The 22,644-nt window shown below is 56.3% G+C and carries 17 protein-coding genes; 10 read left to right on the plus strand and 7 right to left on the minus strand.

Annotated elements, in window-relative coordinates:
* Positions 1 to 3: 3 nt before the first annotated feature.
* Positions 4 to 813, minus strand: a complete 810-nt coding sequence (locus MIH18_RS14475; protein WP_249006622.1) for a TatD family hydrolase — start codon at positions 811 to 813, stop codon at positions 4 to 6.
* A gap of 84 nt (positions 814 to 897) precedes the next feature.
* On the opposite strand from MIH18_RS14475, the gene MIH18_RS14480 reads away from it, so the two are divergent.
* The gene (locus MIH18_RS14480) at positions 898 to 2,169 is read left to right on the plus strand and encodes a D-amino acid dehydrogenase (RefSeq protein ID WP_249012711.1); all 1,272 of its coding nucleotides are present in this window, start codon (positions 898 to 900) and stop codon (positions 2,167 to 2,169) included.
* A 96-nt stretch (positions 2,170 to 2,265) separates the two neighbouring features.
* On the opposite strand, the gene MIH18_RS14485 is transcribed toward MIH18_RS14480, so the two are convergent.
* The gene (locus MIH18_RS14485; RefSeq protein ID WP_249012712.1) at positions 2,266 to 3,387 is read right to left on the minus strand and encodes an OmpA family protein; all 1,122 of its coding nucleotides are present in this window, start codon (positions 3,385 to 3,387) and stop codon (positions 2,266 to 2,268) included.
* 211 nt (positions 3,388 to 3,598) lie between these two features.
* Positions 3,599 to 5,935: an ATP-dependent helicase gene (locus tag MIH18_RS14490; protein WP_249012713.1), complete on the minus strand. Its 2,337-nt coding sequence runs from the start codon at positions 5,933 to 5,935 to the stop codon at positions 3,599 to 3,601.
* A 93-nt stretch (positions 5,936 to 6,028) separates the two neighbouring features.
* Between MIH18_RS14490 and MIH18_RS14495 the strand changes: the two genes are divergently transcribed.
* Positions 6,029 to 8,254: a GNAT family N-acetyltransferase gene (locus tag MIH18_RS14495; RefSeq protein WP_249012714.1), complete on the plus strand. Its 2,226-nt coding sequence runs from the start codon at positions 6,029 to 6,031 to the stop codon at positions 8,252 to 8,254.
* A gap of 119 nt (positions 8,255 to 8,373) precedes the next feature.
* The gene (locus MIH18_RS14500; protein ID WP_249006617.1) at positions 8,374 to 8,706 is read left to right on the plus strand and encodes a cytochrome c; all 333 of its coding nucleotides are present in this window, start codon (positions 8,374 to 8,376) and stop codon (positions 8,704 to 8,706) included.
* A gap of 83 nt (positions 8,707 to 8,789) precedes the next feature.
* Here MIH18_RS14500 and ppnN read toward each other — a convergent pair whose 3' ends face one another.
* Both ppnN and MIH18_RS14510 read right to left on the minus strand, forming a co-directional pair.
* Positions 8,790 to 10,169 carry a nucleotide 5'-monophosphate nucleosidase PpnN gene (gene ppnN / locus MIH18_RS14505; RefSeq protein ID WP_249012715.1) on the minus strand — a complete coding sequence of 460 codons (1,380 nt, stop codon included), beginning with the start codon at positions 10,167 to 10,169 and terminating at the stop codon, positions 8,790 to 8,792.
* Positions 10,170 to 10,347: 178 nt separating this feature from the next.
* A complete protein-coding gene (locus MIH18_RS14510; RefSeq protein WP_249006615.1) occupies positions 10,348 to 11,364 on the minus strand; it encodes a histone deacetylase family protein in 1,017 nt (338 codons plus the stop codon).
* Between the two features lie 288 nt (positions 11,365 to 11,652).
* Between MIH18_RS14510 and MIH18_RS14515 the strand changes: the two genes are divergently transcribed.
* Both MIH18_RS14515 and uvrD read left to right on the plus strand, forming a co-directional pair.
* Positions 11,653 to 13,104 (plus strand): aldehyde dehydrogenase family protein, encoded by a 1,452-nt coding sequence (locus MIH18_RS14515; protein WP_249012716.1) that lies wholly within the window; start codon positions 11,653 to 11,655, stop codon positions 13,102 to 13,104.
* Between the two features lie 194 nt (positions 13,105 to 13,298).
* Positions 13,299 to 15,464 (plus strand): DNA helicase II, encoded by a 2,166-nt coding sequence (uvrD, locus tag MIH18_RS14520; RefSeq protein WP_249006613.1) that lies wholly within the window; start codon positions 13,299 to 13,301, stop codon positions 15,462 to 15,464.
* A 60-nt stretch (positions 15,465 to 15,524) separates the two neighbouring features.
* On the opposite strand, the gene MIH18_RS14525 is transcribed toward uvrD, so the two are convergent.
* Complete coding sequence (locus MIH18_RS14525) at positions 15,525 to 16,322, minus strand: undecaprenyl-diphosphate phosphatase (protein WP_249012717.1); 798 nt, start codon at positions 16,320 to 16,322, stop codon at positions 15,525 to 15,527.
* A gap of 71 nt (positions 16,323 to 16,393) precedes the next feature.
* The gene (locus tag MIH18_RS14530) at positions 16,394 to 16,795 is read right to left on the minus strand and encodes an acyl-CoA thioesterase (protein WP_249006611.1); all 402 of its coding nucleotides are present in this window, start codon (positions 16,793 to 16,795) and stop codon (positions 16,394 to 16,396) included.
* Between the two features lie 228 nt (positions 16,796 to 17,023).
* Here MIH18_RS14530 and MIH18_RS14535 point away from each other — a divergent pair, with 228 nt between their 5' ends.
* From MIH18_RS14535 to phoU, 5 genes are all read left to right on the plus strand, one after another.
* Positions 17,024 to 18,082 carry a substrate-binding domain-containing protein gene (locus MIH18_RS14535; protein WP_249006610.1) on the plus strand — a complete coding sequence of 353 codons (1,059 nt, stop codon included), beginning with the start codon at positions 17,024 to 17,026 and terminating at the stop codon, positions 18,080 to 18,082.
* A 148-nt stretch (positions 18,083 to 18,230) separates the two neighbouring features.
* Positions 18,231 to 19,619: a phosphate ABC transporter permease subunit PstC gene (gene pstC, locus MIH18_RS14540; protein ID WP_249006609.1), complete on the plus strand. Its 1,389-nt coding sequence runs from the start codon at positions 18,231 to 18,233 to the stop codon at positions 19,617 to 19,619.
* A complete protein-coding gene (gene pstA, locus MIH18_RS14545) occupies positions 19,612 to 20,889 on the plus strand; it encodes a phosphate ABC transporter permease PstA (protein ID WP_249012718.1) in 1,278 nt (425 codons plus the stop codon). The genes pstC and pstA overlap by 8 nt, the downstream gene beginning before the upstream one ends.
* A 10-nt stretch (positions 20,890 to 20,899) precedes the next feature.
* On the plus strand, positions 20,900 to 21,817 hold the full coding sequence (gene pstB, locus MIH18_RS14550) for a phosphate ABC transporter ATP-binding protein PstB (protein WP_249012719.1): 918 nt from the start codon (positions 20,900 to 20,902) through the stop codon (positions 21,815 to 21,817).
* 44 nt (positions 21,818 to 21,861) lie between these two features.
* Complete coding sequence (phoU, locus tag MIH18_RS14555; protein ID WP_249006606.1) at positions 21,862 to 22,584, plus strand: phosphate signaling complex protein PhoU; 723 nt, start codon at positions 21,862 to 21,864, stop codon at positions 22,582 to 22,584.
* Positions 22,585 to 22,644 lie beyond the last annotated feature (60 nt).

Raw genomic sequence — 22,644 nt, forward strand, 5'->3', positions numbered from 1 at the left:
GCCTCAGCCCGCCGGAAAAAACGTGCGCAAGCTGTTGTGGTAGGTCTGCTCGATCACTTGCTGCAATGGCAGCTCTTTTACTTCGGCAATTTTTTCGGCCACAAAGGGTAGGTAACAAGGCGCGTTCTCACGCCCGCGATAGGGTACCGGAGTCAAAAACGGCGCGTCGGTTTCCAGCAGAATTTGTTCGATGGGCGACATGCGTACAATATCCCGCACGTTTTCGGCTTTGTTGAAGGTCGTTATGCCGTTAAAGCCCAGGCACCAGCCTTGGTCCAGTGCATAGCGCGCGAGCCCGGGGCCGGAGGTAAAGCTGTGAATCACGCCGCGCCGGGTCAGGCTTGCTTCGAATTCGCGTAAAATCTCAATCATGTCTTCGTCGGCGTCGCGGCTGTGAATCACTACCGGCTTGTTGAAGTCGCAGGCAATTTGCAGCTGGCGGCGAAACACGGTGCGCTGCACCTCGCGGTCAGCGTGATCGTAGTAATAATCCAGCCCGATTTCGCCGACCGCGACGATTTTTGTATCGCCGGCGTGGGTGCGAATTTCAGCTTCTACTTCATCGTTGAAGGTTTCGGCTTCGTGGGGATGAATTCCCTGAGTGCCATAAATCCAGGGCGCCATCTGGCTCATCTGCCGCACACGCTCAAGATTATCCGGAGCGACCGCAATCGTGATAATACGCTCAATGTTCAGCTGCTCACTTTGCAGTAGAATATCCTCAAGCGGGCGCTCTTTGAGGTAGTCCAGATGGCAGTGGGTTTCTATGATAGGGTGATCAAATCGTGGAATTTCACGACGCTTCTTACTCATGGGTCACTCGCAATACGTTGCCGGCAAGGAATGTCATAATACTAACAGTTTTACGCTTTGTTCACCCAGCCAAAGGAGAGTTCTATGCACGTTGTGGTGATTGGAGGTGGTGTGGTTGGTGTAACCACAGCTTGGGAACTTTGTCGCCGCGGCCATCAAGTGACCGTTCTGGAGCGTCACAGCCTGGCAGGTAATGAAACCAGTAAGGCGAATGCCGCGCAGCGTTCTTACGGTGTTGTGTATCCTTGGGCAGACCCGGCTATGGTGCTTAAAGCACTGCCTTGGTTGGTAAAACAGGACGGTCCACTGAAAATGGGGATGCCGCCGTCGCTGGCAACTCTTCGTTTCATGTTTTCGACGTTGCGTTACGCCTGGTCGCCGGGGCTCTTCGGCTTTAACAGGCGCGCCATGTTGCGCCTGGCCAAGCACAGCCGCGAGCGTTTCCTGGTTCTGGAAAACGAGCTCGAGCTGGACTTTGACGGCGCCCATAAAGGCCTGTTGCATTTAGCCAGTACGCCGGAGGCGTTGGACGGCTATCGCAGAACTCAACGCTTGCTGAGTAGTATGGACATTCCCGCACGTATTTTGAACGCCGCCGAGGTAGAACAGTTAGAGCCTGGCCTGAGCGGCAACGGGCCACTTTACGGCGCGATTAGCTATGACACCGACGGTACCGGCGACTGCCATCTGTTTAGCCGTGAAATGGCGCGGGCCTGTGAAGAAAAAGGTGTGGTGTTTCGCTATGAGGTAGACGTAGAACAACTGCTGGCAGACGACCGACGTGTGAACAGCATTATGTTACGTACCAAAGATGGGCAGCGGGAAAATCTTAACGCCGATGCGGTTGTCGTCAGCGCCGGTTGCTGGTCTGACAAACTGACTCGGCCCCTGGGCCAGCCACTGCCGATTTATCCGGTGAAAGGCTACAGCCTGACGGCAACCATTACCGATGAACAGAAAGCGCCAACGTCCACCATACATGATGACCAATACAAGGTGGTTATGACCCGCTTGGGCGACCGCTTGCGGGCAACAGGGTTTGTGGAATTGAATGATTTTGACCGGAGTATTCCGCAGGCACGTCTTGAGACCATTAAAAAGGCGGTTCGCAGCCGCTTTCCGGGTTGCACCGACATCGATAGTGCAGAAAGCTGGACCGGGTTCCGCCCGATGACGCCAGACGGCCCTGCGATCATTGGCCGTGGCAACCGGGAAAATCTGTATTTGAATACCGGTCACGGTGTATTCGGCTGGACGCTCGCCGCTGGAAGCGCGGATGTGATCGCCAGTGTGATTGATAGTCAGGAGCCGGCGGTGTGCCTGGATGCATTTCGCCCGGAGCGTTTCAGCGAGTAGGGAGCTTGGGCTTTAGAGGCCGCTGATGGTTACATAGAAACAAAAAAAGGCACCCGAAGGTGCCTTTTTTCTACTTCACTTGATCAGCTCAAAGTCTTAGCGACGCACCTGAATGCGAGCTTCAACCCGACGGTTGGCCGCACGGCCAGCGTCTGTGCTGTTACTAGCAATGGGTTCGGCTTCACCGTAGCCTTTGCTGGATACGCGTGCTTTGTTAATGCCTAGTGAGCCCGTTAAACGATCGGCAACGGATGCTGCGCGGCGCTCTGACAACTTCTGGTTGTATTCAGCTGTACCGGTACTGTCGGTGTGGCCAGCAACCTCAACGTAGGTGTTGCTTTCGGCCTTCAGCGTGTCCGCGATGTCACGAATCTCGCTGTCGTAAGCATTACCAATCGTGGCACTTTCCAGCGGGAACTGAACATCAATTTCCGTGGTGCTGATGGTTTCAACAATGCCTTCACAGCCGTCTTTATCGACTTTCATGCCAGCAGCGGTGTTTGGACACTTGTCTTTGCTGTCCACTACGCCGTCTTTATCGCTGTCCAGTTCACAACCTTTAGCGTCAACTTTGGCGCCGCGGGGGGTGTTAGGGCACTGGTCGCGGGTATCGGGCACGCCGTCGTTGTCAGCATCAGCCGGCGGCTGGGGTGCTGGTGCAACGGGAGCTGCCTGGCCAACGGTCCGGGTGAAGGCAACGCTGATGCCCAAAGACGCCATGGTGTCGAAAGTGCTGTCATCAATGCCGTGGAATTCACGCAGATCGCCCCGCAATGAGACGCGATCGTTGATGTTGTAACGTACGCCGGTACCCAGGTTTACGCGAGTTTCTTCGCTGTTGATGCCCGGAGTAGACGGGCCAGTGCCGTCAAAGTTGGCATGACCGGCGCCCACTGATACGTATGGGTTCCAGGTACGATCCGGGCCGGCAAAGTAATAGGTACCGTCTACACGTACTTCGTCAAAATCGGTGGAGCCACTGCTGTATTTGCGCTCTGCATCAGCGCGCGAATAGACAGTTTCTACGGCCCAGTTCGGCAGAAAGCGATATTCGATGCCGACACCGTAGGTACCAGACTCATCCAGGTCGCGCTTGTCACCAAAGTACTGGTAACCGGCAAACGGGTTCAGGTAAATAGTTTCCTGGCGCTCAGCCAATGCAGGAACTGCAAAAGACGAGGCAAGGGCTGCAATAGCTACCGGACGCAAGAATTTCATAAACGCTCTCCATTTCGATTATTAAGTTTCAGGAAATCTACGGATTTGTGATCGCCGTCAACTCTTATTGTTAAATTAGGCTATTGGAGCGCAAAATTCAAAACAAGCTTACGTAATGTTACCTTAGGACTTATACGGGTATAGATTTAAATTTTAATTTTAACATATTGATTAAAATAGAATAAAAATTATTTTTACACCTAAACCAGCGTTAACTTAATGTGCTGAAATAGAGGTGAGCGCTTTGCTTGCTGAAGTTGAGGGTATCGCCGTTATCAAATCGAACCTCGAAGGCTCTTTCATCTTCACTGACAACGGTTCCAGCGCCAAATATGGCGTGCTGCAGCCGTTCCCGCTGCCATAGGGGCTGGTCATTGTCTTCTTGGCTTGTTTCGCCGCTCAGGGTTATGCCTTCGCGGCGACCGTAACGCTCGCTGATAGCCGTTAGCGGGGCGTTCAGCGTGAGAGCGTTGCTGCCATCTGGTTGATGCAAAGCGCCGCCTAGTTCATCGGATAGCTCAAAGCAACACTCTGCAACAAAGCGGCTGGGGCCCTGTTCGCCGTCCAGGTGAGGGCGGCCGCTTGCAGGGCGCGTAATCAAGTGCAACTGCTGCCTGCTGCGGGTAATGGCCACGTACAACAAGCGCCGTTCGCTTTCCAGGTGGGCGCGTAGATTGTCTTCGGCGCGGGGGCTATAAGGCAAGTATTTTTCCTGAAGACCGGGCACGATCACCGTCGGCCACTCCAGACCCTTGGTGCGATGAATGGTCGACAGCAGAACGCCGACGGGCTTGGTGTCTTGCTCGTCGTTGCGACGCGCGCCGGCTTGTTGCTTCAGAGTGTGCAGGTGGGCCAAAGCTTTTTCGGCGTTAATATCCAGGCTTTTCAGGTATTGGCGAAAGCCGTTAATGGTGTTGATTCGCTCCTCCGCGTTGTCGTGGGTCAAGGCCAGGCTGCGAATGCCGTCGTACAGGTCGGTGCTGTCGGCGTATACACTAATCAGCCCGGCCACCGGGCCGCGATAGCCACTGAGCTGGTTCAGTGTTTCTGCCAGTTTGCGCAGCTTGCGGGCGGCCATGGGACCCAGGGCGTTAAAGTCCATCGCTAGCATGCGTTGTGCCCAGTCTTCGCCAAAACCGGCCAAAAAGCGTGCGAGCTGGTCCAGCTCCGGCTCTTTCAGGCCAACGTGGGGAAACCGCAGCAGTTGCCGCGCCAGCTCCAGGCGGTCGCTGTCGGGTAATTGCTTGAGCTGTCCGGTTACTACCTGCAGCAGCGCCATAATGGCCTGCACTTCGCGGCTGAACAGCGCTCCTTTGCCGGCATCAATGCGGTAGGGTACTTGTCGCGCCAGCAGTTTCAGTTCAATGGCCACGCTCTGGCTCCATACCCGGAAAAGGATGGCCGTATCGGTCAATTGTTCTGCTGTCATGGCTTGCAACAGCTGCAACACGGTATCGGCGTCATTGTCCTGGCGGTGCAGGGTAATGATGGTGGCAGGCGTAGACGGATGGGCGTGGCACAGTAAGTCTTTGCGGCCACTGTTGTTGTGAATCAGATGGTTAGCCAGCAACGCTACCCGGTGGCCATAGCGGAAGCTGTAGCTTAGGGTTTGTTCCAGCGGGCTTTCAAACTCGTCGCTGAAGCGGCGCAGAATAAACTCCGGTTTGGCACCACGAAACTCGTAAATGGTTTGGTCCGGATCGCCCACTACGGTTACCCGGGCCCGATCACCGGCTACATAGCGCAGCAGCAAGTGCTGAATTTCGTTGGTGTCCTGGTACTCGTCAACCAGAATCAGGTCCATTTTATTGGCCACCAGCCTTTGCAGGAGCGGGTTCTGGTGAATGGCCATGACCGGCTCGTACAGCATGTCGGCAAAACTGATACGGCTCTGGCCTTTGCGCCATTGCTCGAAACTGTGGAACAGGTCAATCAGGTAGCGCTGGCGTTCGGTGAACTCCATGTCTTCAAACACGATTTCAGCAGGCGAAAGACTGGTTTTCACCCGGTCAATAAAGCCGATGGCGGTTTCTATAAATTCTTTTTTGTTGCGCCGCAGCTCCTCTGCCAGGTCTTCGGGTACTAGCCGACGACTGAGCTGGAACACCTGATAGTTGATTTCCTGGTCGCTGAGAATGTTAGCGGAAAAATTGGGTAGGTAGCCCTCCCGCACAAAGCGCCGGTAAAGCCGCAGGCCCATGGCGTGATAGGTGCGTATTTCCGGCAGCGCCAGACCGCTATTGCCGCACACCGCTTGCAGTTTGCGTTCGAAATCCATCTTGGCGCTGCGGTTGAACATCAGCACCAGCATACGGGCGGGGTCGTGCCCCTGGTGCAGCAGATAGCGAATACGCCAGGCCAGGGTCGTGGTTTTGCCACTGCCGGCGACCGCGGTAATTACCGCATGTTCAAAGCCGGCGCTGATAATGTCCCGTTGCTCATTAGTCAGAAACTCGGGCAGGGGGATTTGTGCCGCTGGATTCGCCAGGGCCGTTGCGGCAGTGTGGGGTTGATGCTGGTAATCGGTAACGGGTGGTTGCTGTGGCATGGCGCCATTGTAATCGGCAACTGGTCGCGGGCACAGGCCTGTTCCATAATGGCGTCGTCATTTTTCATATTCAGCAGTTCAAGAGCACCTTTTATGACGTCTACACCGGATTCACCCAGCACCCGCGCATTGCAGCTTCTGCGGGCTGAACTGCGGCACGCCGGGGAGCGTAGGCTGGTGCTGTTTGAGGGCAGCCGCAGCGCAGCATTGAACTGGTTGTCGGCAGAACTGCCATTTCTGAGTGCAAATCAGGGCTTGTGGGTTAGCACCAAGGCCGACAGCCCTCTGCCGGCCTTGCACGTAGCGACACCGGCGCAAGCAAGAACGTGGCTGGGGCGTGAGCTAGACCTGCTGGTGTGGGACGGCTTCAGTGGCAACCCGCCTGACGGGCTGGCGGCGCTGGCTGGCACATTAACGGCGGGCGGCCTGTGGTTCTGGCTGATGCCGCCGCTGGTGCAATGGGCCACATTTGCTGACCCGGACTACGCCCGCACCGGCCTTGATCAAGCCAGCGAACACCCCTTCGCTGGGCGCTTGGCGAAGATACTGTGTGATGCGCCAGACGTCATTCGGCTGGATGTGAGTGGGGATGAGCGGGCGAGCGCCACCATAAACTCAGAACTGGGCCGTGTGCAGGGTGAATTAAGTCGTCGCCGACTTGCAACGGCTTTCTGCGTTAGCGGCGGGCCCGAGCAGGACCAGCTAGTGCAGGCACTGGTGCGCTTTGGCTTGGGGCGCCGGCGCCGTCCGCTGGTGGTTACCGCCGATCGCGGCCGCGGCAAATCGGCGGCTTTAGGCTTGGCAGCGGCGGAATTGCTGTTGCAGGGCCGCCAGCGAGTATTGCTGACTGCGCCTTCGGCCAAACAGGTGTCCACTGTTATGGCCCACGCCCGTGAGCGCCTGGGAGCTCAACTGCAAAGTCAATCGGCTACTGAATTGACCACCACCAGCGGCGCCAGCCTGACATTTTTATTGCCGCAACAGCTACTGGCGGACAAACCTGCCGCAGAAGTTGTGATGGTAGACGAAGCCGCCGCCATAGCCGCGCCGCTGTTGCAGCGTATTTTGCTGGGCTGGCCCAGGGTGGCCTTTGCCACCACCGTTCACGGTTACGAAGGCGCCGGGCGGGGATTTGCGGTGCGCTTTCGCGAACAGTTGGACCAACACACGCCGCACTGGCAAGAGCGTACTCTTTCGCCGCCGGTGCGATGGGCCGCCAGTGACCCTTTGGAACCGCTGGTTTTTCGCTTGTTCTTGTTGGCGGCACAGAGCCCGAGTAATACACAGCAGCAGACTCCTGACCCCTCGCCGGTGTTGGAGGTAGAGCGCTGGCAGCCGGCTCAGGCAACAGAAAACGACTTGGTGGAAGCTTTTGGGCTATTGGTGGACGCTCATTACCGCACTACGCCTGCCGACCTGCGCCAGTGGTTGGATGACCCCGCAGCCGTCAGCTGGCGCGCTCGCACGAATGGGCGCACGGTGGGATTGTTGTGGGCTCAGGGCGAAGGCGAATTTTCAGCGCCCTTAGCGCAGCAGGTCAGCCTTGGGCAGCGCCGGCTGCGCGGGCACTTGTTGGCACAGTCGCTGGCGTTGCACGCGGGCCTGCCTCAAGCGGCCCGGCAGCGCAGTTTACGGGTAACACGAATTGCGGTGGCGGCCCCGCAGCGGCGCAGCGGTATTGGCCAACGCTTAATAGCGGCCGCCCAGGCCTATGCCAAAGCGGATGGCTTTGATTATATCGGCAGCAGCTTTGGTGGCACGCCTGCGCTCTTGGCTTTTTGGCAGCGCCAGGGGTTGCAGCCGGTGCGTTTGGGCTTTAGCCAGGAAGCCAGCAGTGGTGAATATCCGTTACAGGCTGTGTGCGGGCTCAGTGCAGCAGGCGAGCGCTTGGTGCAGGATTTACAGCAGCGCCTGGGCCGACACTGGTTGGTGCTGGCCAGTCGCCAATGGGGCCAATGTCAGCCGGAACTGATGGCCGCCGTAATGCGCAGCCTGCCAGCCGGCCCGCAACTGGATGCCGAGGACTCTCGCGATTTGCGGTATTTTGCCGCCGGTCATCGTGGCTTTGAGCTGACCCTGCCGGCGCTACAGATTCTTAGCCGCTGCGCCGGCGCCGCAGACTGGCTGGCCGCATTACAGCCCGCGCAGTGCGCGCTTTGGTGCCGCTCTGTGGTGCAGGGCCGAAGTTGGGCTGAACTTCAGCGCGAGAATCTGTGCAGCGGCCAGCGCGATGCCGAACAGCAACTTAGGTTTATGGTCGCAGGCTGGTGCTGTTATCATCCGCGACATGCAGATGGCGTCTTGATCGATCGCATTTGAGCAGGATTTGGCACGTGCTATAACGATAATCCGTTATATTAATAAGGTGTGTTATCCGCGGTTATTCGCGTATAAACGATTGCAAGCATTCGATTCGAAAAAATGAGAGGGTTGCCCTAATGAAATTGAAGCACTTTGCTGTTGCAGGTCTTTTTGCAATGAGTGCCGCGCTGCCGATGATGGCCAGTGCGGGAGATGTGGCCGCTGGTAAGGCCAAAGCGGTCGTGTGCGGCGCCTGCCATGGTCAGAACGGTGTTGCGTTAATCCCGATGTATCCGAATCTGGCGGGCCAGCACGAGATGTATTTGGTGTCGTCGTTGAAGGCCTACAGAAGCAAGGAACGAAATGGCGGCATGGCGGCCATTATGCAGGGCCAGGCAATGGCACTGAGTGATGACGATATTGCCAACCTGGCGGCGTACTTTGCCAGTCTGCCTGCAGGCGGCAAATAAGCCATCCCGCGGTCAGTTGTTGCAAAATAGTGAGGTGTTGTTACGTCTGGCTAAAGTGTCCGTCAACTTAGCCAGACGACATGCTACGCCCTGTTGATAATCCGGTAACTTGGTCGATAAGCCGAAGTGCCGGGTAGTTTCATCCGGTTTTGAGCCACAAACTGTTCCAGCATCGCTTCCAAAGGCTGAATCAGGCTGGGGTCGCCCGCAATTTCAAACGGGCCATGGGCCTGCACCTTCCGAACGCCTTCCTCTTTCACATTACCCGCAACAATGCCGCTGAAGGCTTTACGCAGATTGGCCGCAATCATGTGTACCGGCTGATCGCGATGCAGCGCCAACGCGCGCATATTGGCGTGGTCTGGCTCGAATGGCAGCTGGAACACTGGATCGATTTTCAGGGTCCAGTTGAAATAGTAGGCGTCTTGCATGGCGCGGCGGAAGGTCTCGACCTCTTGCATGCCAAGTTTCATGGTGCGCGCTACCCGCACCGGATCGTCAATGATGATTTCATAGCGCTTCGCGGCGTCGTCACCCAGGGCATTGCGGATAAACTTGTCTATCATTTCAAAATAATCAGCGTTCTCGCGCCTGCCGGTAAATACCACCGGGAAGGGAATGTCGGCATTGTCTGGGTGCAGCAGAATACCCAAAAGGTAAAGAATTTCTTCTGCTGTGCCAACTCCACCGGGGAATACGATCACGCCGTGGCCAAGGCGTACAAAGGCTTCCAGGCGTTTTTCTATATCCGGCATGATCACCAGTTCGTTCACAATCGGATTGGGTGCTTCGGCGCCGATGATACCGGGCTCGGTAATGCCAATGTAGCGGCCGTCTTTTACTCGCTGCTTGGCGTGGCCTATGGTGGCTCCTTTCATCGGGCCCTTCATGGCGCCGGGGCCGCAGCCGGTGCAAATACTCAGTTCCCGCAGGCCCAGTTGGTGGCCCACTTCTTTGCTGTATTGGTATTCTTCATGGCTGATGGAATGGCCACCCCAACACACCACCATGTCTGGCTGCCGCCCTGGTTGCAGCACCCGCGCATTACGCAGAATGTGGAACACCATATTGGTCAAATCTTCCGGCCGAGGATGCCGCTTGGCTTCGGTGAACAGCGGGCTGGAATGAGTGTATACGATGTCGCGCAACACCGAAAACAAATGCTCGCGATTGGCTCGCAGCATTTCATTGTCGACAAAGGCGTGGTGGGGTGCGTTGATCAGTTCCAGCTTCAGGCCGCGGGGTTGCGGCACCAGGCGCACCTCAAAATCGCTGTGGGCCGTCATCAAGTCCTGGCAATCGTCGGTAACCGCGCCGGTATTCAGCACCGCCAGCGCGCACTGGCGGAATAGCTTGTAAAGGCCGCCTTCGCTGCGGTCTTTCAAACGGTTCACTTCATGATTAGACAGAATTTCCAAGCTGCCTTCGGGCGACACCAACGCGTTGATGGTGGGTTCATTCATCGGTCGTAAAACTCCTTGGTATGCGGCCGGCATCCTCCTCCACGCGGGTGCTCGTCCGATTGCCGGCGGCCGAAGCGTTACACTAAGTGTTTTTTTGCCGATGCGCTACTCGATAAAGCTGAATTCCAGACCGGGCTGGAACCCCGCTTTACCGCAACAGGCCCTGCCGCAATAGGGCTTAGCCAGTCAGGCCCTTAAAAAATTGCTGCACGTTGTGACTCAGGGTGTCTAAATCATAGCCACCTTCCTGCACGGTCACTGTGGGCAGGCCCAGTTGGCGAATGTGGCTGCCCAAACGACAGAAGCCCTCGCTGGACACCGACACCTTGGCTTGCGGGTCGTCCTTGTAAATATCGAAGCCCAAGGCCAGTACAATAACATCCGGCTGGTACAGCTTCATCGCGGTCAGAGCTTCTTCCACTTTGCTGAAAAAATACTCTTCATCAGAGCCGTGGGGCATGGGTAGGTTGATGTTGTAACCGTAGCCTTCGCCTTCGCCGCGTTCTTCTTCGTAACCGGCCACCACCGGGTAGAAGTTGGTGGGGTCGCCGTGCACCGAAACGTAAAGCACGTCGCTGCGGTTGTAGAAAATCTCTTGAATGCCCTGGCCGTGGTGCATGTCGGTGTCGAGTATGGCTACGCGCTGATAACGGCTGCGCAGGCGCTCGGCCGCAATCGCCGCGTTATTCAGATAGCAGAAGCCGCCGGCAGCGGCGCGGCGGGCGTGATGGCCCGGTGGGCGGCATACCGCGTAGGTGGTGTGCTCCCCTGCCATCAATGCGTCGGCCGCGCCCAGGGCGGTCTGTGCCGACCAGTAGGCGGCGTCCCAGGTGTGCTCGCCAATGGGGCTGCTACCGTCGGCCTGGTAACGTGCGGCCTCTGCCAGAACGCCTTTCAGCGCGTTGGGGCTGTGCACAAAAATGTTGGACATGACCTCATCGCCCCAGTCATCGCCCATCGCTTTCCAGCGCCGATGGGCAGATTCCAGAAAGCGTAGATAACTCAGATCGTGCACCTTGCCAATGGGGCCCGCGCCCTGGTCAGCCGGATGCAGCACCGGAATACCGCTGGCCTTCAGGCCCGCCAACATTTCCCGGGTGCGGTCTGCAACCTCTTGCGGTTGGCGCATTTGGCCGCGAGTGAAGTACGACTGTGGGCTGTGCTGATCTTGTGCGGGGTGAAAAAATGCTTTCATATTACGGCGGCCTTTTTAGAGAGCGGTAGTGCATGCTCACCCGAGTATAGGCACTGTCTGGCGTGGGTCAAAAAAACGTAACCCGTAAAAAGCGCTGTCAGCTTTACAGGTTGCCGGACAGCATCCACTATGACTGGTGAAAAGGTTAATAAAAAATTTGCGTTTCTGCGATCGAGCGTTCAAAGCGCATCGCAGCAGCTTGAGCGGTATCGCAACAGCCTGGCGATCATGTAGAGCCTGGCTATTTACCATTTACAGCCTGATTATCTATCATGTAAGGGAGCCTGAATGATTGAATCACCGTTATTGCAGAATATAACCGGATACGCCGGTGGCCAGTGGCAACAAGCCGCTGCTGATACCTTTGACGTGGATAACCCGGCAACCGGTGCCGTTATTGCCAAGGTGCCGTTTGTAACCGAGCAACAGGTGCAAGATGCCATAGCCGCGGCAAAAAAAGCCGAAAAACTGACCGAGCCTTACCCGCTGGAAACCCGTCGTAAATGGCTGACAGACATTCGTGATGCCCTGACCGCCAATCGCGCAGAGATGGGCCGTATTTTGTGCCTTGAACACGGCAAACCGTTAAACGAAGCCCAGGGCGAAGTGGATTACGCCGCCGGCTTCTTTGATTACTGCGCCAAAAATATTGAGGTGTTGAGCCCGCGTAACCTTGATGAAAAGCCCAAAGGCTGCAGTTGGACCGTGCATTTTCGCCCGGTTGGTGTAGTGGGCTTGATTACGCCCTGGAACTTCCCCATTGGCATGATTGCTAAAAAGCTGTCGGCAGCTTTGGCAGCCGGTTGCCCGTCGGTGATCAAGCCCGCCAGCGCCACCCCGCTGACCATGGTTGCGCTGTTCACTCTGATGGATAAATACGTTGATCTGCCCGCGGGTATGGTGAACTTGGTGATGGGTAAAGCCAGCATGATTGGCAAAGCGCTGAGCGAAAGCCCGGATGTGCCCATGCTTAGCTTCACCGGGTCTACCGAAGTGGGGTGCCAGCTAATCAAAGGCACCGCCGACTCGGTGAAAAAACTGGCTCTGGAGCTAGGTGGCAACGCGCCGTTTATCGTGTTTGACGACGCCGACCTGGACGCCGCGGTTGATAACCTGGTGGCCAACAAATTCCGCGGCAGCGGCCAAACCTGCGTGTGCGCTAACCGTATTTTCGCCCATGAAAAAATTGTCGACAGCTTCAGCCAGAAACTGGCCGAACGGGTAAACAAAATGACCGTAGGTGACGGCATCAACGGCGATGTAGATCTCGGCCCGCTGATCAACCGCGCCGGTTACAACAAGGTGAAACGCCATCTGGCAGACGCGCTAGAGCAGGGTGCCACTTTGGTAGCCGGTAAAAAGCCGTCAGAGTTGAACGATGACGATTTGTTTTTCCCGCCCACGGTGATTACCGGCGTCACCCCGCAAATGTGTTGCTCGCGGGAAGAAACCTTTGGCCCGCTGGTGCCTATTGCCAGCTTTAGCGATGAAAACGAAGTGATCGCGGCCGGCAACGACACCGAGTTTGGCCTAGCCTCTTACGTGTTCACCGCGGATGTCAAACGCGCCCAGCGCGTCGCGGCCGGGCTGCGTTTTGGTCACGTGGGCTGGAACACTGGCACCGGCCCCACGCCGGAGGCGCCATTTGGTGGTATGAAAATGTCGGGTACTGGCCGTGAAGGCGGCGAAGAAGGGCTGTTTGAATTCACCGAAGCGCAAACCGTGCCCCGCGGGTTTTAATCGCGCCGGCTAGCCAAACAAGCGTCAGCGCTTGCTAGTGAAAGCGTGAAAGAGTGAACGAAAACGGTGAGCCGCGGCTCACCGTTTTTTTGGCCAAAACCCATGGAATTTGCCCCAATGCACCCGCATGCGGCAAGGGCGATTCAAGGCTGGTATACTTTCCGACCTGTTTATTTAACCAGTAGCGACATTTTATGGACGTTTCCTACATTATCGACGGCCTGAACGACGCCCAGCGCGAGGCTGTGACGGCAGAAAGCGATCATTTGCTGGTTCTGGCCGGCGCCGGCAGTGGCAAAACCCGGGTGCTCGTACACCGCATGGCGTGGCAGATGCAGGTGAACCGAGTACCGGCAACCGGCCTTCTGGCGGTGACTTTCACCAACAAGGCCGCCAAGGAAATGCGCCACCGCATTGAAGAGATGATGAACATACCCTCTCGCGGCCTGTGGATTGGCACCTTCCACGGTATTGCCCATCGCCTGCTGCGCGCCCACTGGAAAGACGCCGGCCTGCCGGAAAACTTTCAGGTGTTGGACAGCGACGACCAGTTGCGAATGGTGAAGCGCGTAATGCGCGAAGCCCAGATCGACGAAAGCCAGTTCCCGCCCAAACAGGCCCAGTGGTGGATCAGCAGCAAGAAAGACGAAGGCCTGCGTGCCGATCATATTCAGGAAAACCCCGGCGACCACTTCACCAGCACCATGGTAAGGGTGTACCGCCAGTACGAAAAACTGTGCCAGCTAAGTGGCCTGGTGGATTTTGGCGAACTGCTGCTGCGTTCTCACGAACTCTGGCTGCACCGTCCGCAATTACTGGCCCACTATCAACAGCGCTTTCAGCACATTCTGGTGGACGAGTTTCAGGACACCAACACCATTCAATACGCCTGGCTGCAAGTGCTGGCCAGCAACCGCGTGCCATTAACCGTGGTGGGCGACGACGACCAGTCTATCTACGGCTGGCGCGGCGCCAAAGTCGAAAACATCCAGCAGTACCAGCGCGATTTCCCGAACGCCCGCCTGGTAAAACTGGAGCAGAACTACCGCTCTACCAAGCTAATCCTGAAAGCCGCCAACGCGGTGATTGACAACAACCAGGGCCGCTTGGGTAAAGAACTTTGGAGCGACGGCGTTGACGGTGAACCGGTCAGCCTTTACGCCGCGTTTAACGAGCAAGACGAAGCCAACTACATTGCCGACACCATCACCAGCTGGGTGCAAGACGGCAACCTGCGCGCCGAATGCGCCATTCTTTACCGCTCCAACGCCCAGTCCCGTGTATTGGAAGAATCGCTGATGCGCCAGGGCATACCGTATCGGGTTTACGGCGGCCTGCGTTTCTATGATCGCCAGGAAATTCGCAACGCGCTGGCTTATCTACGCCTGGTTCACTACCGCCGCGACGACGCTGCGTTTGAGCGGGTGGTAAACCTGCCACCGCGGGGCATAGGGGCCAAAAGCCTCGCCGATTTGCGCCAATACGCCGGCGAGCAGAGCATCTCAATGTGGGAATCCGCCCAGCGCATGCTGGACGCCGGCCAGATGAAAGGCCGGGCAAAAACCGGACTGCAGACATTCCTGTCGATCATCGAAGAGCTGTCCGCGCTGGCGGAACATGGAACCCTTCATGGCCTGATGCAACAGACCATCGACGACAGCGGCCTAAAGGAGTACCACGCCAGCGAAAAAGGTGAAAAAGGCCAGGGGCGGGTGGAAAACCTGGAAGAGCTGGTAAACGCGCTGACCACCTATGAAGTGGAGGAAGGTGTTGATCCGCTGTCGGAGTTCATCGCCCAAGCCGCGTTAGATGCCGGCGAAGCCCAGGCGGATGATCACGAAGACAGCGTGCAGTTAATGACTCTGCACTCTGCAAAAGGGTTGGAGTTCCCGCTGGTGTTCATGGCCGGCGTTGAAGAAGGTCTGTTCCCCCACAGCATGTCGCTGGAGGAACCGGGGCGTATGGAGGAAGAGCGCCGCCTTGCGTATGTGGGCATTACCCGCGCGATGAAGAAACTGATAATCACCTACGCCGAATCACGCCGTTTGTATGGTCAGGAAAAGTTCAATGCGCTGTCGCGGTTCGTGCGGGAAATCCCCGGCGACTGTATTCAGGAGGTGCGGCTGCGCAATACGGTGACCCGCCCGGCTATGGTGGCGCGGCCCAACGAAAGCATGTTCAGCCAGGAATCCGCCAAGCAGTCTGGTTTCAGGCTTGGGCAGCAGGTGATGCATCCGAAGTTCGGTGAAGGCACGGTGATGAACAGCGAGGGCAGCGGCCATCACACCCGTATTCAGGTTAACTTTGATGACGGTGCCAAGTGGCTGGTGTTGGCGTATGCGCCGCTCGAGGCTTGTTAGGCTTTGGTGGTTTGCACGAGTTGCCAGGGCCGGGTTTCTGGCATTGTCATTGCACTAAACCTACATTAGAACCGCAAAAATAACGCCAGCCAGAATCACCCGGTAAACCACGTACGGCCACATGCCCACTTTATTCAACCACTTCAGAAAGAAGTGGATGGCGGTGATGGCCATAACGAATGAAGTAACGCCGCCGATCAAAAAGCCCGTCCAGTCTACAGCGACGTCCATCATCGCCACTTCCAGGATTTTTACACCCGCCGCCAGCGCCGTAATCGGGATGGCCAGCAGGAATGAAAAGCGGGATGCTGCTTCGCGGCTGAGGCCCAGAAACAGGCCGGCAGTGATGGTAATGCCCGAGCGTGAGGTGCCGGGTACCAGGGAAATAGCCTGAGCCAGGCCAACAATCAGCGCGTCTTTCCAGCGAATGGAGTCCAGCGAGCGATCGCGTTTGGGTATCCAGTCGGCCACACCCAACAGCAAACCGAAGATCAGGGTGGTGGTGAAGATGATCGTAGGTGAGCGCAACTCGTTATCAATCATATCCAGCAACGCCAACCCTGCCAGGCCTGCGGGAATGGTGCCTATCACCAGATAAAACGCCATGGCACCCTGGCCTACAATCCGGCGCTGGGCCATGGATGCCAGGCCGTCGCGGGCTATACCGAACACATCGCGGCGGAAGTAGAGCACCACAGCCAGCAGGGTGCCCACATGAACGGCCAGGTCAAAGCCTACGCCTTGGTCCTGCCAGTCCAGCAGGGCCGGCGTAAGAATAAGGTGGGCAGAGCTGGAGATGGGCAGAAATTCTGTCAGCCCCTGCAGCAAACCAAGAAAAACCGCCTGAAAAAAGTCCATATCGTATCAATCCAAGGTTTCACAACAATCCGGGGCGCTAAAGCAGGCCAAGGTATTACACACAACAAGGGTCAGGACTGGTTCGGCACTTCGCGGATACGGCCGACTTCATCAATCGCCACGTAAACAAAGCGGCCTTCGGTCACCTTGCGGCGATCTTCGGAGTAGCGGTCCATCGTCCACACTTCTATTTTAATATTCATTGAGCTACGGCCAATTTCGATCAGTTCGCAATAACAGCCAACCTGCGAGCCAACCCGTACCGGCGACAAAAATTCCATCCGGTCCATAGCCACAGTGGCGCTTCGGCCTTTGGATATCCTGGCCGCCATAGTGGCCGCTGCTATATCCATCTGCTTCACCAGCCAGCCTGCGAACACATCGCCGTTGGCGTTGGTATCGCCGGGAAATGGAATGATTCGCAGGATTAACTCGCCGAGGGGCATTGGGTTGTCGTCGTCAAAAGTGCTCATCACACAGGCCTTTAAGAAAAGTGGCGGAATGCCAGTTTGGCAAATTCCTTAATTGTTTGGCTGCATGGTAATGCCGCGCCTGTCATTTGTCAGGTGTGTTCGCGGTTCTGATGGTGAATTTAGATAATTTCAGCCTTTGTCACAAACCTGTCACAGAGAATGCCTAGTCTTGGGCCATCAAAACAGCAGATGTTGATATAAAAAGTGATGCAACCTAGGAGAAACACGGTGACTAAACTCTATAAAGCTCTGACAACAGCAACCCTTGCTGGCGCAATTGCGGCACTTTCGGCTCCGGCCATGGCTCGCGACACCATTAGCATCGTCGGCTCGTCAACGGTGTATCCTTTTGCAACCGTGGTTGCCGAGCGTTTTGGCCGTAACACCGACTTTGCGACGCCCAAGATTGAGTCTACCGGCTCCGGTGGCGGCCTGAAGCTATTCTGTCAAGGTGTTGGCACCCAGCACCCAGACATCACCAACGCTTCCCGTCGCATGAAGAAGAGCGAATTCGACATGTGCCAGGCCAACGGCGTCAAGGAAATCACCGAAGTACGTATCGGTGCTGACGGTATCGTTATGGCAAACTCCAAGGAAGCGGAAAAGCTCGACTTGTCCCTGAAGCAAATTTTCCTGGCACTGGCTAAAGATGTACCTAACCCGGACGGTAGCAACGAGCTGGTAGCCAACCCTTACATGAACTGGAGTGAAATCGACGCCAGCCTTCCGAATATTGCCATCAGCGTAATGGGCCCGCCTCCGACTTCAGGCACACGCGACGCGTTTGTCGAGTTGGCGATGGAAAGCGGTTGCAAACAGTTCCCCATGATCGCGCAGATGGAAGACGAGAACGAAGACAAGTTCAAAACCGTGTGTCAAAGCATGCGTGAAGACGGCCCGTTCGTTGAAGCCGGCGAAAACGATAACCTGATCGTTCAGCGTCTGGCCCAAGATCCGGAAACTGTCGGTATCTTCGGCTACAGCTTCCTGATGGAAAACAGTGGCCAGATCCAGGCCGCGACCGTGAACGGCGTCGAACCGACTCCCGAAGCGATTTCCAGCGATCAATATCCGGTAGCCCGCTCGCTGTGGTTCTACGTCAAAAAGGCGCACGTGGGTGTTGTTCCTGGTATCCAGGAATACATTTCCGAGTTCACCAGCGAAGGCGCCTGGGGTGATAACGGCTACCTGGTTGATGTAGGCCTGATCCCAAGCCCGCGCAACGAGCGCATGAAGATTGCCAAAGCAGTGAAAGAACTGGCGCCGATGACGGGTAACGAGTTATAGGGCCGGCCAGGCAACGTCAAGGATGACGACAAAACAACGCGGGCTTTCAGGCCTGCGTTGTTTTGTTGCGGTTGTGTGAATATTTTTATGCGGCAAACTGGCAGAATAGGCGTCCAGTTAACTTAAAACCACCAACACAGAGACTGTTATGCAGACGGCCAATCTTCTGCCCCTGGTTCTGGTTCTCGCTGTGGTTGCCTATGGCCTCGCTTATATGCGATCCCGGGCTGTGGCAGCGCCCCTTGGCGGCATCCGGAATCTCAAGGCTCTCCCTTTTTACTACGCGGCGCGTGCAGCACTTTGGTGTGCTATCCCGGCACTGATTGTGCTGGCGGTCTGGGCCGGTTTTGAAGACAAGGTCATTCAGGGCATTGTGATCGCATCGCTGCCCCAGGATACCTGGCCCGAGTCGGCCGGACAGGCAAGCCTGATTCTCTCTCAAATCAGCAACGTGGCAGCTGGTAGCCTCAACCCTGAGTTTTTGCCGAAGCATATTACCGGGGCGGCTTCATTGCTGGAAGCCATGCAAGACAAGAGCGGAAATTTCAAAGCCATCCTGGTTGTGTTGATTGCAGTGTTGGGAGCAACCTTTGCCTGGACCCGCGTAGCGCCCCACATAAACGCCAGAAAAAACGTAGAAACCACCCTGCGCCGAATCTTCTTTGCGTGTGCTGCCTTGGCTGTGTTGACCACTGCAGGCATCGTATTCTCGGTCTTTCTTGAAACCATGCGGTTCTTCGACAGAGTGCCGATTACCGAGTTCCTGTTCGGAACTAGCTGGAGTCCTCAAACCGCTATACGGATCGATCAGATAGGTTCCGAAGGCGCTTTCGGTGTTATTCCCCTGTTTACCGGCACCCTGCTGATTTCTGCCATTGCTTTGTTGGTTGCTGTGCCCGTTGGCTTGCTGTCCGCCATCTATCTTTCAGAATATGCGAGCAAGCGTATGCGGTCGACGGTAAAGCCTGTGCTGGAGATGCTGGCGGGCATCCCTACCGTTGTTTACGGCTTTTTCGCTGCGTTGACCGTTGCCCCGTTTATCCGTGAACTTGCTGCAATAGTGGGTATGGAAGCCTCCTCCCAAAGTGCTCTGGCCGCTGGCCTGGTGATGGGAATCATGATTGTGCCGTTCGTGTCATCGCTGTCAGATGATGTGATCAGCGCGGTACCTCAGACCATGCGCGATGGCTCGTTGGCTCTGGGTGCGACGCAGTCGGAAACCATGAAGAAGGTGATTTTCCCGGCGGCCCTGCCGGGCATTATTGGCGGTATTCTGCTGGCAGCGTCCCGTGCCATCGGTGAAACCATGATTGTGGTCATGGCGGCAGGCCTAGCGGCCAACCTGACGGCCAATCCGCTGGACTCGGTAACCACCGTAACCGTGCAGATTGCGACACTGCTGGTGGGCGACCAGGAGTTCGACAGCGCCAAGACACTTTCGGCCTTCGCTTTGGGCATGCTGCTGTTCATCGTCACGCTGCTGCTCAACGTGGTCGCTCTAAAGATAGTACGCAAATATAGGGAACAGTATGACTGATCAACGTTCTCAGGCGGAGATCGTCCGCAAATCGCTGAAACGCCGGTACCGTAAGGAGCGCCGGTTCCGGCTGTATGGAATTCTGGCGATTTTCATTGCACTCGCGTCCCTGTTTATCCTGTTCGCCGACATTATCAGCAAGGGACATACAGGGTTCGTAAAGACCACCATCACCCTGGACGTGTCTCTCGATTCGGGATTGATGTACCTGGATGATCCGACGGATAAAGACCAATGGTCCAACGCGGATTTCAAGGCGCCGATTCTCGCCGCCTTGCAGGCGCAAGTTCCTGAGGCAGCCGGCGCGGCTGAGAAACGCGAGCTGGGCCGTTTTCTGGGTACCTTCGCAGACAGCGAAATCCGCAATTTACTGACAAAAAATCCGGAGCTTTTGAATACCACCCAAACCATTGAGTTTCCCACTCATGATCGGGTGTCGGTCTACGTCAAGCATGCGGACAATCCTCGGTACAGCATCAAACTCTCCGAACAGCAGCAGCGCTGGGTCGACGAGCTGGTGCAGAAAGGGATTATTGATACCAGCTTCAACGACGTGCTGTTCAGTCGAGGCGACTCCAGAGAGCCTGCCAACGCCGGTGTTCTTGGTGCGATTGTGGGTTCCTTATTGACCATGCTGGTGACCCTGGCCATTTCATTCCCCGTGGGAATTGCGGCGGCAGTCTATCTGGAAGAGTTCGCGCCCCAGAACAAGCTCACCGATTTTATCGAAGTGAATATCAATAACCTGGCGGCGGTGCCGTCTATCATCTTTGGTTTGTTGGGCTTGGCGGTATTCATAAACCTGTTCGGAATGCCCCGGTCGGTTCCTGTCGTAGGTGGTTTGGTACTTGCGTTAATGACGCTTCCAACCATCATTATTTCCAGCCGTGCCGCCATCAAAAGTGTCCCGCCTTCAATACGGGAGGCAGCCGAGGGTGTTGGCGCCTCCAAGATGCAGGTGGTGCTTCACCACGTGGTGCCCCTGGCGATGCCCGGTATGCTGACCGGTTCCATCATCGGTATGGCTCAGGCTCTGGGTGAAACCGCACCGTTGCTGCTGATTGGCATGGTGGCGTTTATCGTGGATGTACCTGACGGGCTTTTCAGTTCAGCCACCGTGTTGCCGGTACAGATTTACCTCTGGGCGAGCAGCTCCGAGCAAGGTTTTGTGGAGCTGGCATCCGCCGCCATCATGGTGCTGCTTACCTTCATGATCATTATGAACGCATTGGCGATCTGGCTGCGAAAGCGGCTTGAGCGTCGGTGGTAAGGAGAATGATATGAACACGATGAGTCCGAGTATTTCCGCAGAAGCCGAGATGCGAGGCAAGGGGGCATCGATTCCTGTGCCTGAACACAAACGCAAAGATACCCTGATGGAAGACAAGCCCGAAGATACCGTGATTGAAGAAGGTAAGACGGTTGGAAAGCCATTTACCGACAACCCTAAATTCAAGCTGCGTAATGTGGACGTTTCCTACGGCGCAGACCGGGCGATCAAGAATATCAGCCTGGATATTGGCCGAAACGAGGTCATTGCTTTCATCGGTCCTTCTGGTTGCGGTAAATCAACCTTTTTGCGATGCCTGAATCGCATGAATGACAGCATTGATATTTGCCGCGTGAAAGGCTCCCTTGAGCTGGACGATCAGAACATCTATGACGCCAAGCGGGACGTGGTTGAACTGAGGGCCAGGGTCGGCATGGTGTTCCAGAAGCCGAACCCGTTCCCGAAGTCGATCTACGACAATGTAGCCTACGGGCCCCGAATTCACGGGCTGGCAAATCGCAAGTCCGAGCTTGACGACATTGTCGAAAGTAGCCTTCGCAAGGCGGGCTTGTGGAATGAGGCTAAAGACCGTCTGGATGCCATGGCAACCGGCATGTCCGGCGGCCAGCAGCAGCGCCTGTGTATTGCCCGTGCCATTGCCGTCAGTCCGGAAGTGATCCTGATGGACGAGCCCTGTTCGGCCCTTGACCCGATTGCAACTGCACGAGTGGAAGAACTGATTGCCGAGATGTCCGAAAGCTACACCATCGTCATCGTGACTCACTCAATGCAACAGGCGGCTCGGGTTTCCAACCGCACCGCTTATTTCCACATGGGTCACCTTGTCGAAGTGAATGAAACAGACACGGTGTTTACTTCGCCCCAGCATCCGCTGACCGAATCCTATATTACCGGCCGTTTCGGCTAAGCCTGCCTGTGCCGGTAAGGCCAGATTATTTACGGAGCAATACAATGCCGAACAACAAAGACCAAGTGTATGGCGATCACATCTCCCAGCGTTTCAACAACGAGCTGCTGGAACTGAAAACCCGTTTTCTGGAAATGGGCGGGCTGGTGGAAGCGCAGATTGGCAGTGCCGTGCAAGCGCTGACCGCCAATGACAGCGTTCTGGCGGAACAAGTGCGCGCAGGCGACCGTGGTGTTGACCAGATGGAAATTGACATCGATGAAGAGGCCATACTCATTATCGCCCGGCGTCAGCCCGCGGCGCGGGATCTGAGACTGGTGATCGCGGTCATTAAAATGGTGGTCGATCTGGAGCGGGTGGGCGACGAGGCCAAAAAAATCGCCAAACTGGCGTTGAAGCTGGAGGCAGAGGGCCAGACATCACTCGGCTACGTGGAAGTCCGCCACATTGGCAGCCATGTGCACGCCATGCTGCACGATTCCCTGGACGCCTTTGTGCGGCTGGACGCCGAACAGGCGCTGCGAGTCATGAAAGAAGACAAACGGGTGGATGAAGAGTATCAGGCCGCCGCCCGCACCCTTCTGACCCATATGATGGAAGATACCCGCAACATATCCCGCTGCATGTCGATCATGTGGGTACTGCGGGCTCTGGAACGGGTAGGAGACCACGCCTGTAACATTGCCGAAAACGTGATTTTCATGGTGAAGGGTGAGGATGTACGCCATACGCCGATGGAAGAGACGGAGCGGGTGGTGGGGCGCTAGCGTAAGCGCCAAAATTAATCTAACCGGTAGCTCCTTTTTTTAATGAAGCAACATAAATTT

Source organism: Marinobacter sp. M3C (assembly GCF_023311895.1).
Classification (GTDB): domain Bacteria; phylum Pseudomonadota; class Gammaproteobacteria; order Pseudomonadales; family Oleiphilaceae; genus Marinobacter.

Bases quoted from the DNA above. Each gene is read 5' to 3' on its own strand.
- MIH18_RS14475 (WP_249006622.1), bottom strand. From the start codon at position 813: ATGAGTAAGAAGCGTCGTGAAATTCCACGATTTGATCACCCTATCATA.
- MIH18_RS14480 (WP_249012711.1), top strand. From the start codon at position 898: ATGCACGTTGTGGTGATTGGAGGTGGTGTGGTTGGTGTAACCACAGCT.
- MIH18_RS14485 (WP_249012712.1), bottom strand. From the start codon at position 3,387: ATGAAATTCTTGCGTCCGGTAGCTATTGCAGCCCTTGCCTCGTCTTTT.
- MIH18_RS14490 (WP_249012713.1), bottom strand. From the start codon at position 5,935: ATGCCACAGCAACCACCCGTTACCGATTACCAGCATCAACCCCACACT.
- MIH18_RS14495 (WP_249012714.1), top strand. From the start codon at position 6,029: ATGACGTCTACACCGGATTCACCCAGCACCCGCGCATTGCAGCTTCTG.
- MIH18_RS14500 (WP_249006617.1), top strand. From the start codon at position 8,374: ATGAAATTGAAGCACTTTGCTGTTGCAGGTCTTTTTGCAATGAGTGCC.
- ppnN (WP_249012715.1), bottom strand. From the start codon at position 10,169: ATGAATGAACCCACCATCAACGCGTTGGTGTCGCCCGAAGGCAGCTTG.
- MIH18_RS14510 (WP_249006615.1), bottom strand. From the start codon at position 11,364: ATGAAAGCATTTTTTCACCCCGCACAAGATCAGCACAGCCCACAGTCG.
- MIH18_RS14515 (WP_249012716.1), top strand. From the start codon at position 11,653: ATGATTGAATCACCGTTATTGCAGAATATAACCGGATACGCCGGTGGC.
- uvrD (WP_249006613.1), top strand. From the start codon at position 13,299: ATGGACGTTTCCTACATTATCGACGGCCTGAACGACGCCCAGCGCGAG.
- MIH18_RS14525 (WP_249012717.1), bottom strand. From the start codon at position 16,322: ATGGACTTTTTTCAGGCGGTTTTTCTTGGTTTGCTGCAGGGGCTGACA.
- MIH18_RS14530 (WP_249006611.1), bottom strand. From the start codon at position 16,795: ATGAGCACTTTTGACGACGACAACCCAATGCCCCTCGGCGAGTTAATC.
- pstC (WP_249006609.1), top strand. From the start codon at position 18,231: ATGCAGACGGCCAATCTTCTGCCCCTGGTTCTGGTTCTCGCTGTGGTT.
- pstA (WP_249012718.1), top strand. From the start codon at position 19,612: ATGACTGATCAACGTTCTCAGGCGGAGATCGTCCGCAAATCGCTGAAA.
- pstB (WP_249012719.1), top strand. From the start codon at position 20,900: ATGAACACGATGAGTCCGAGTATTTCCGCAGAAGCCGAGATGCGAGGC.
- phoU (WP_249006606.1), top strand. From the start codon at position 21,862: ATGCCGAACAACAAAGACCAAGTGTATGGCGATCACATCTCCCAGCGT.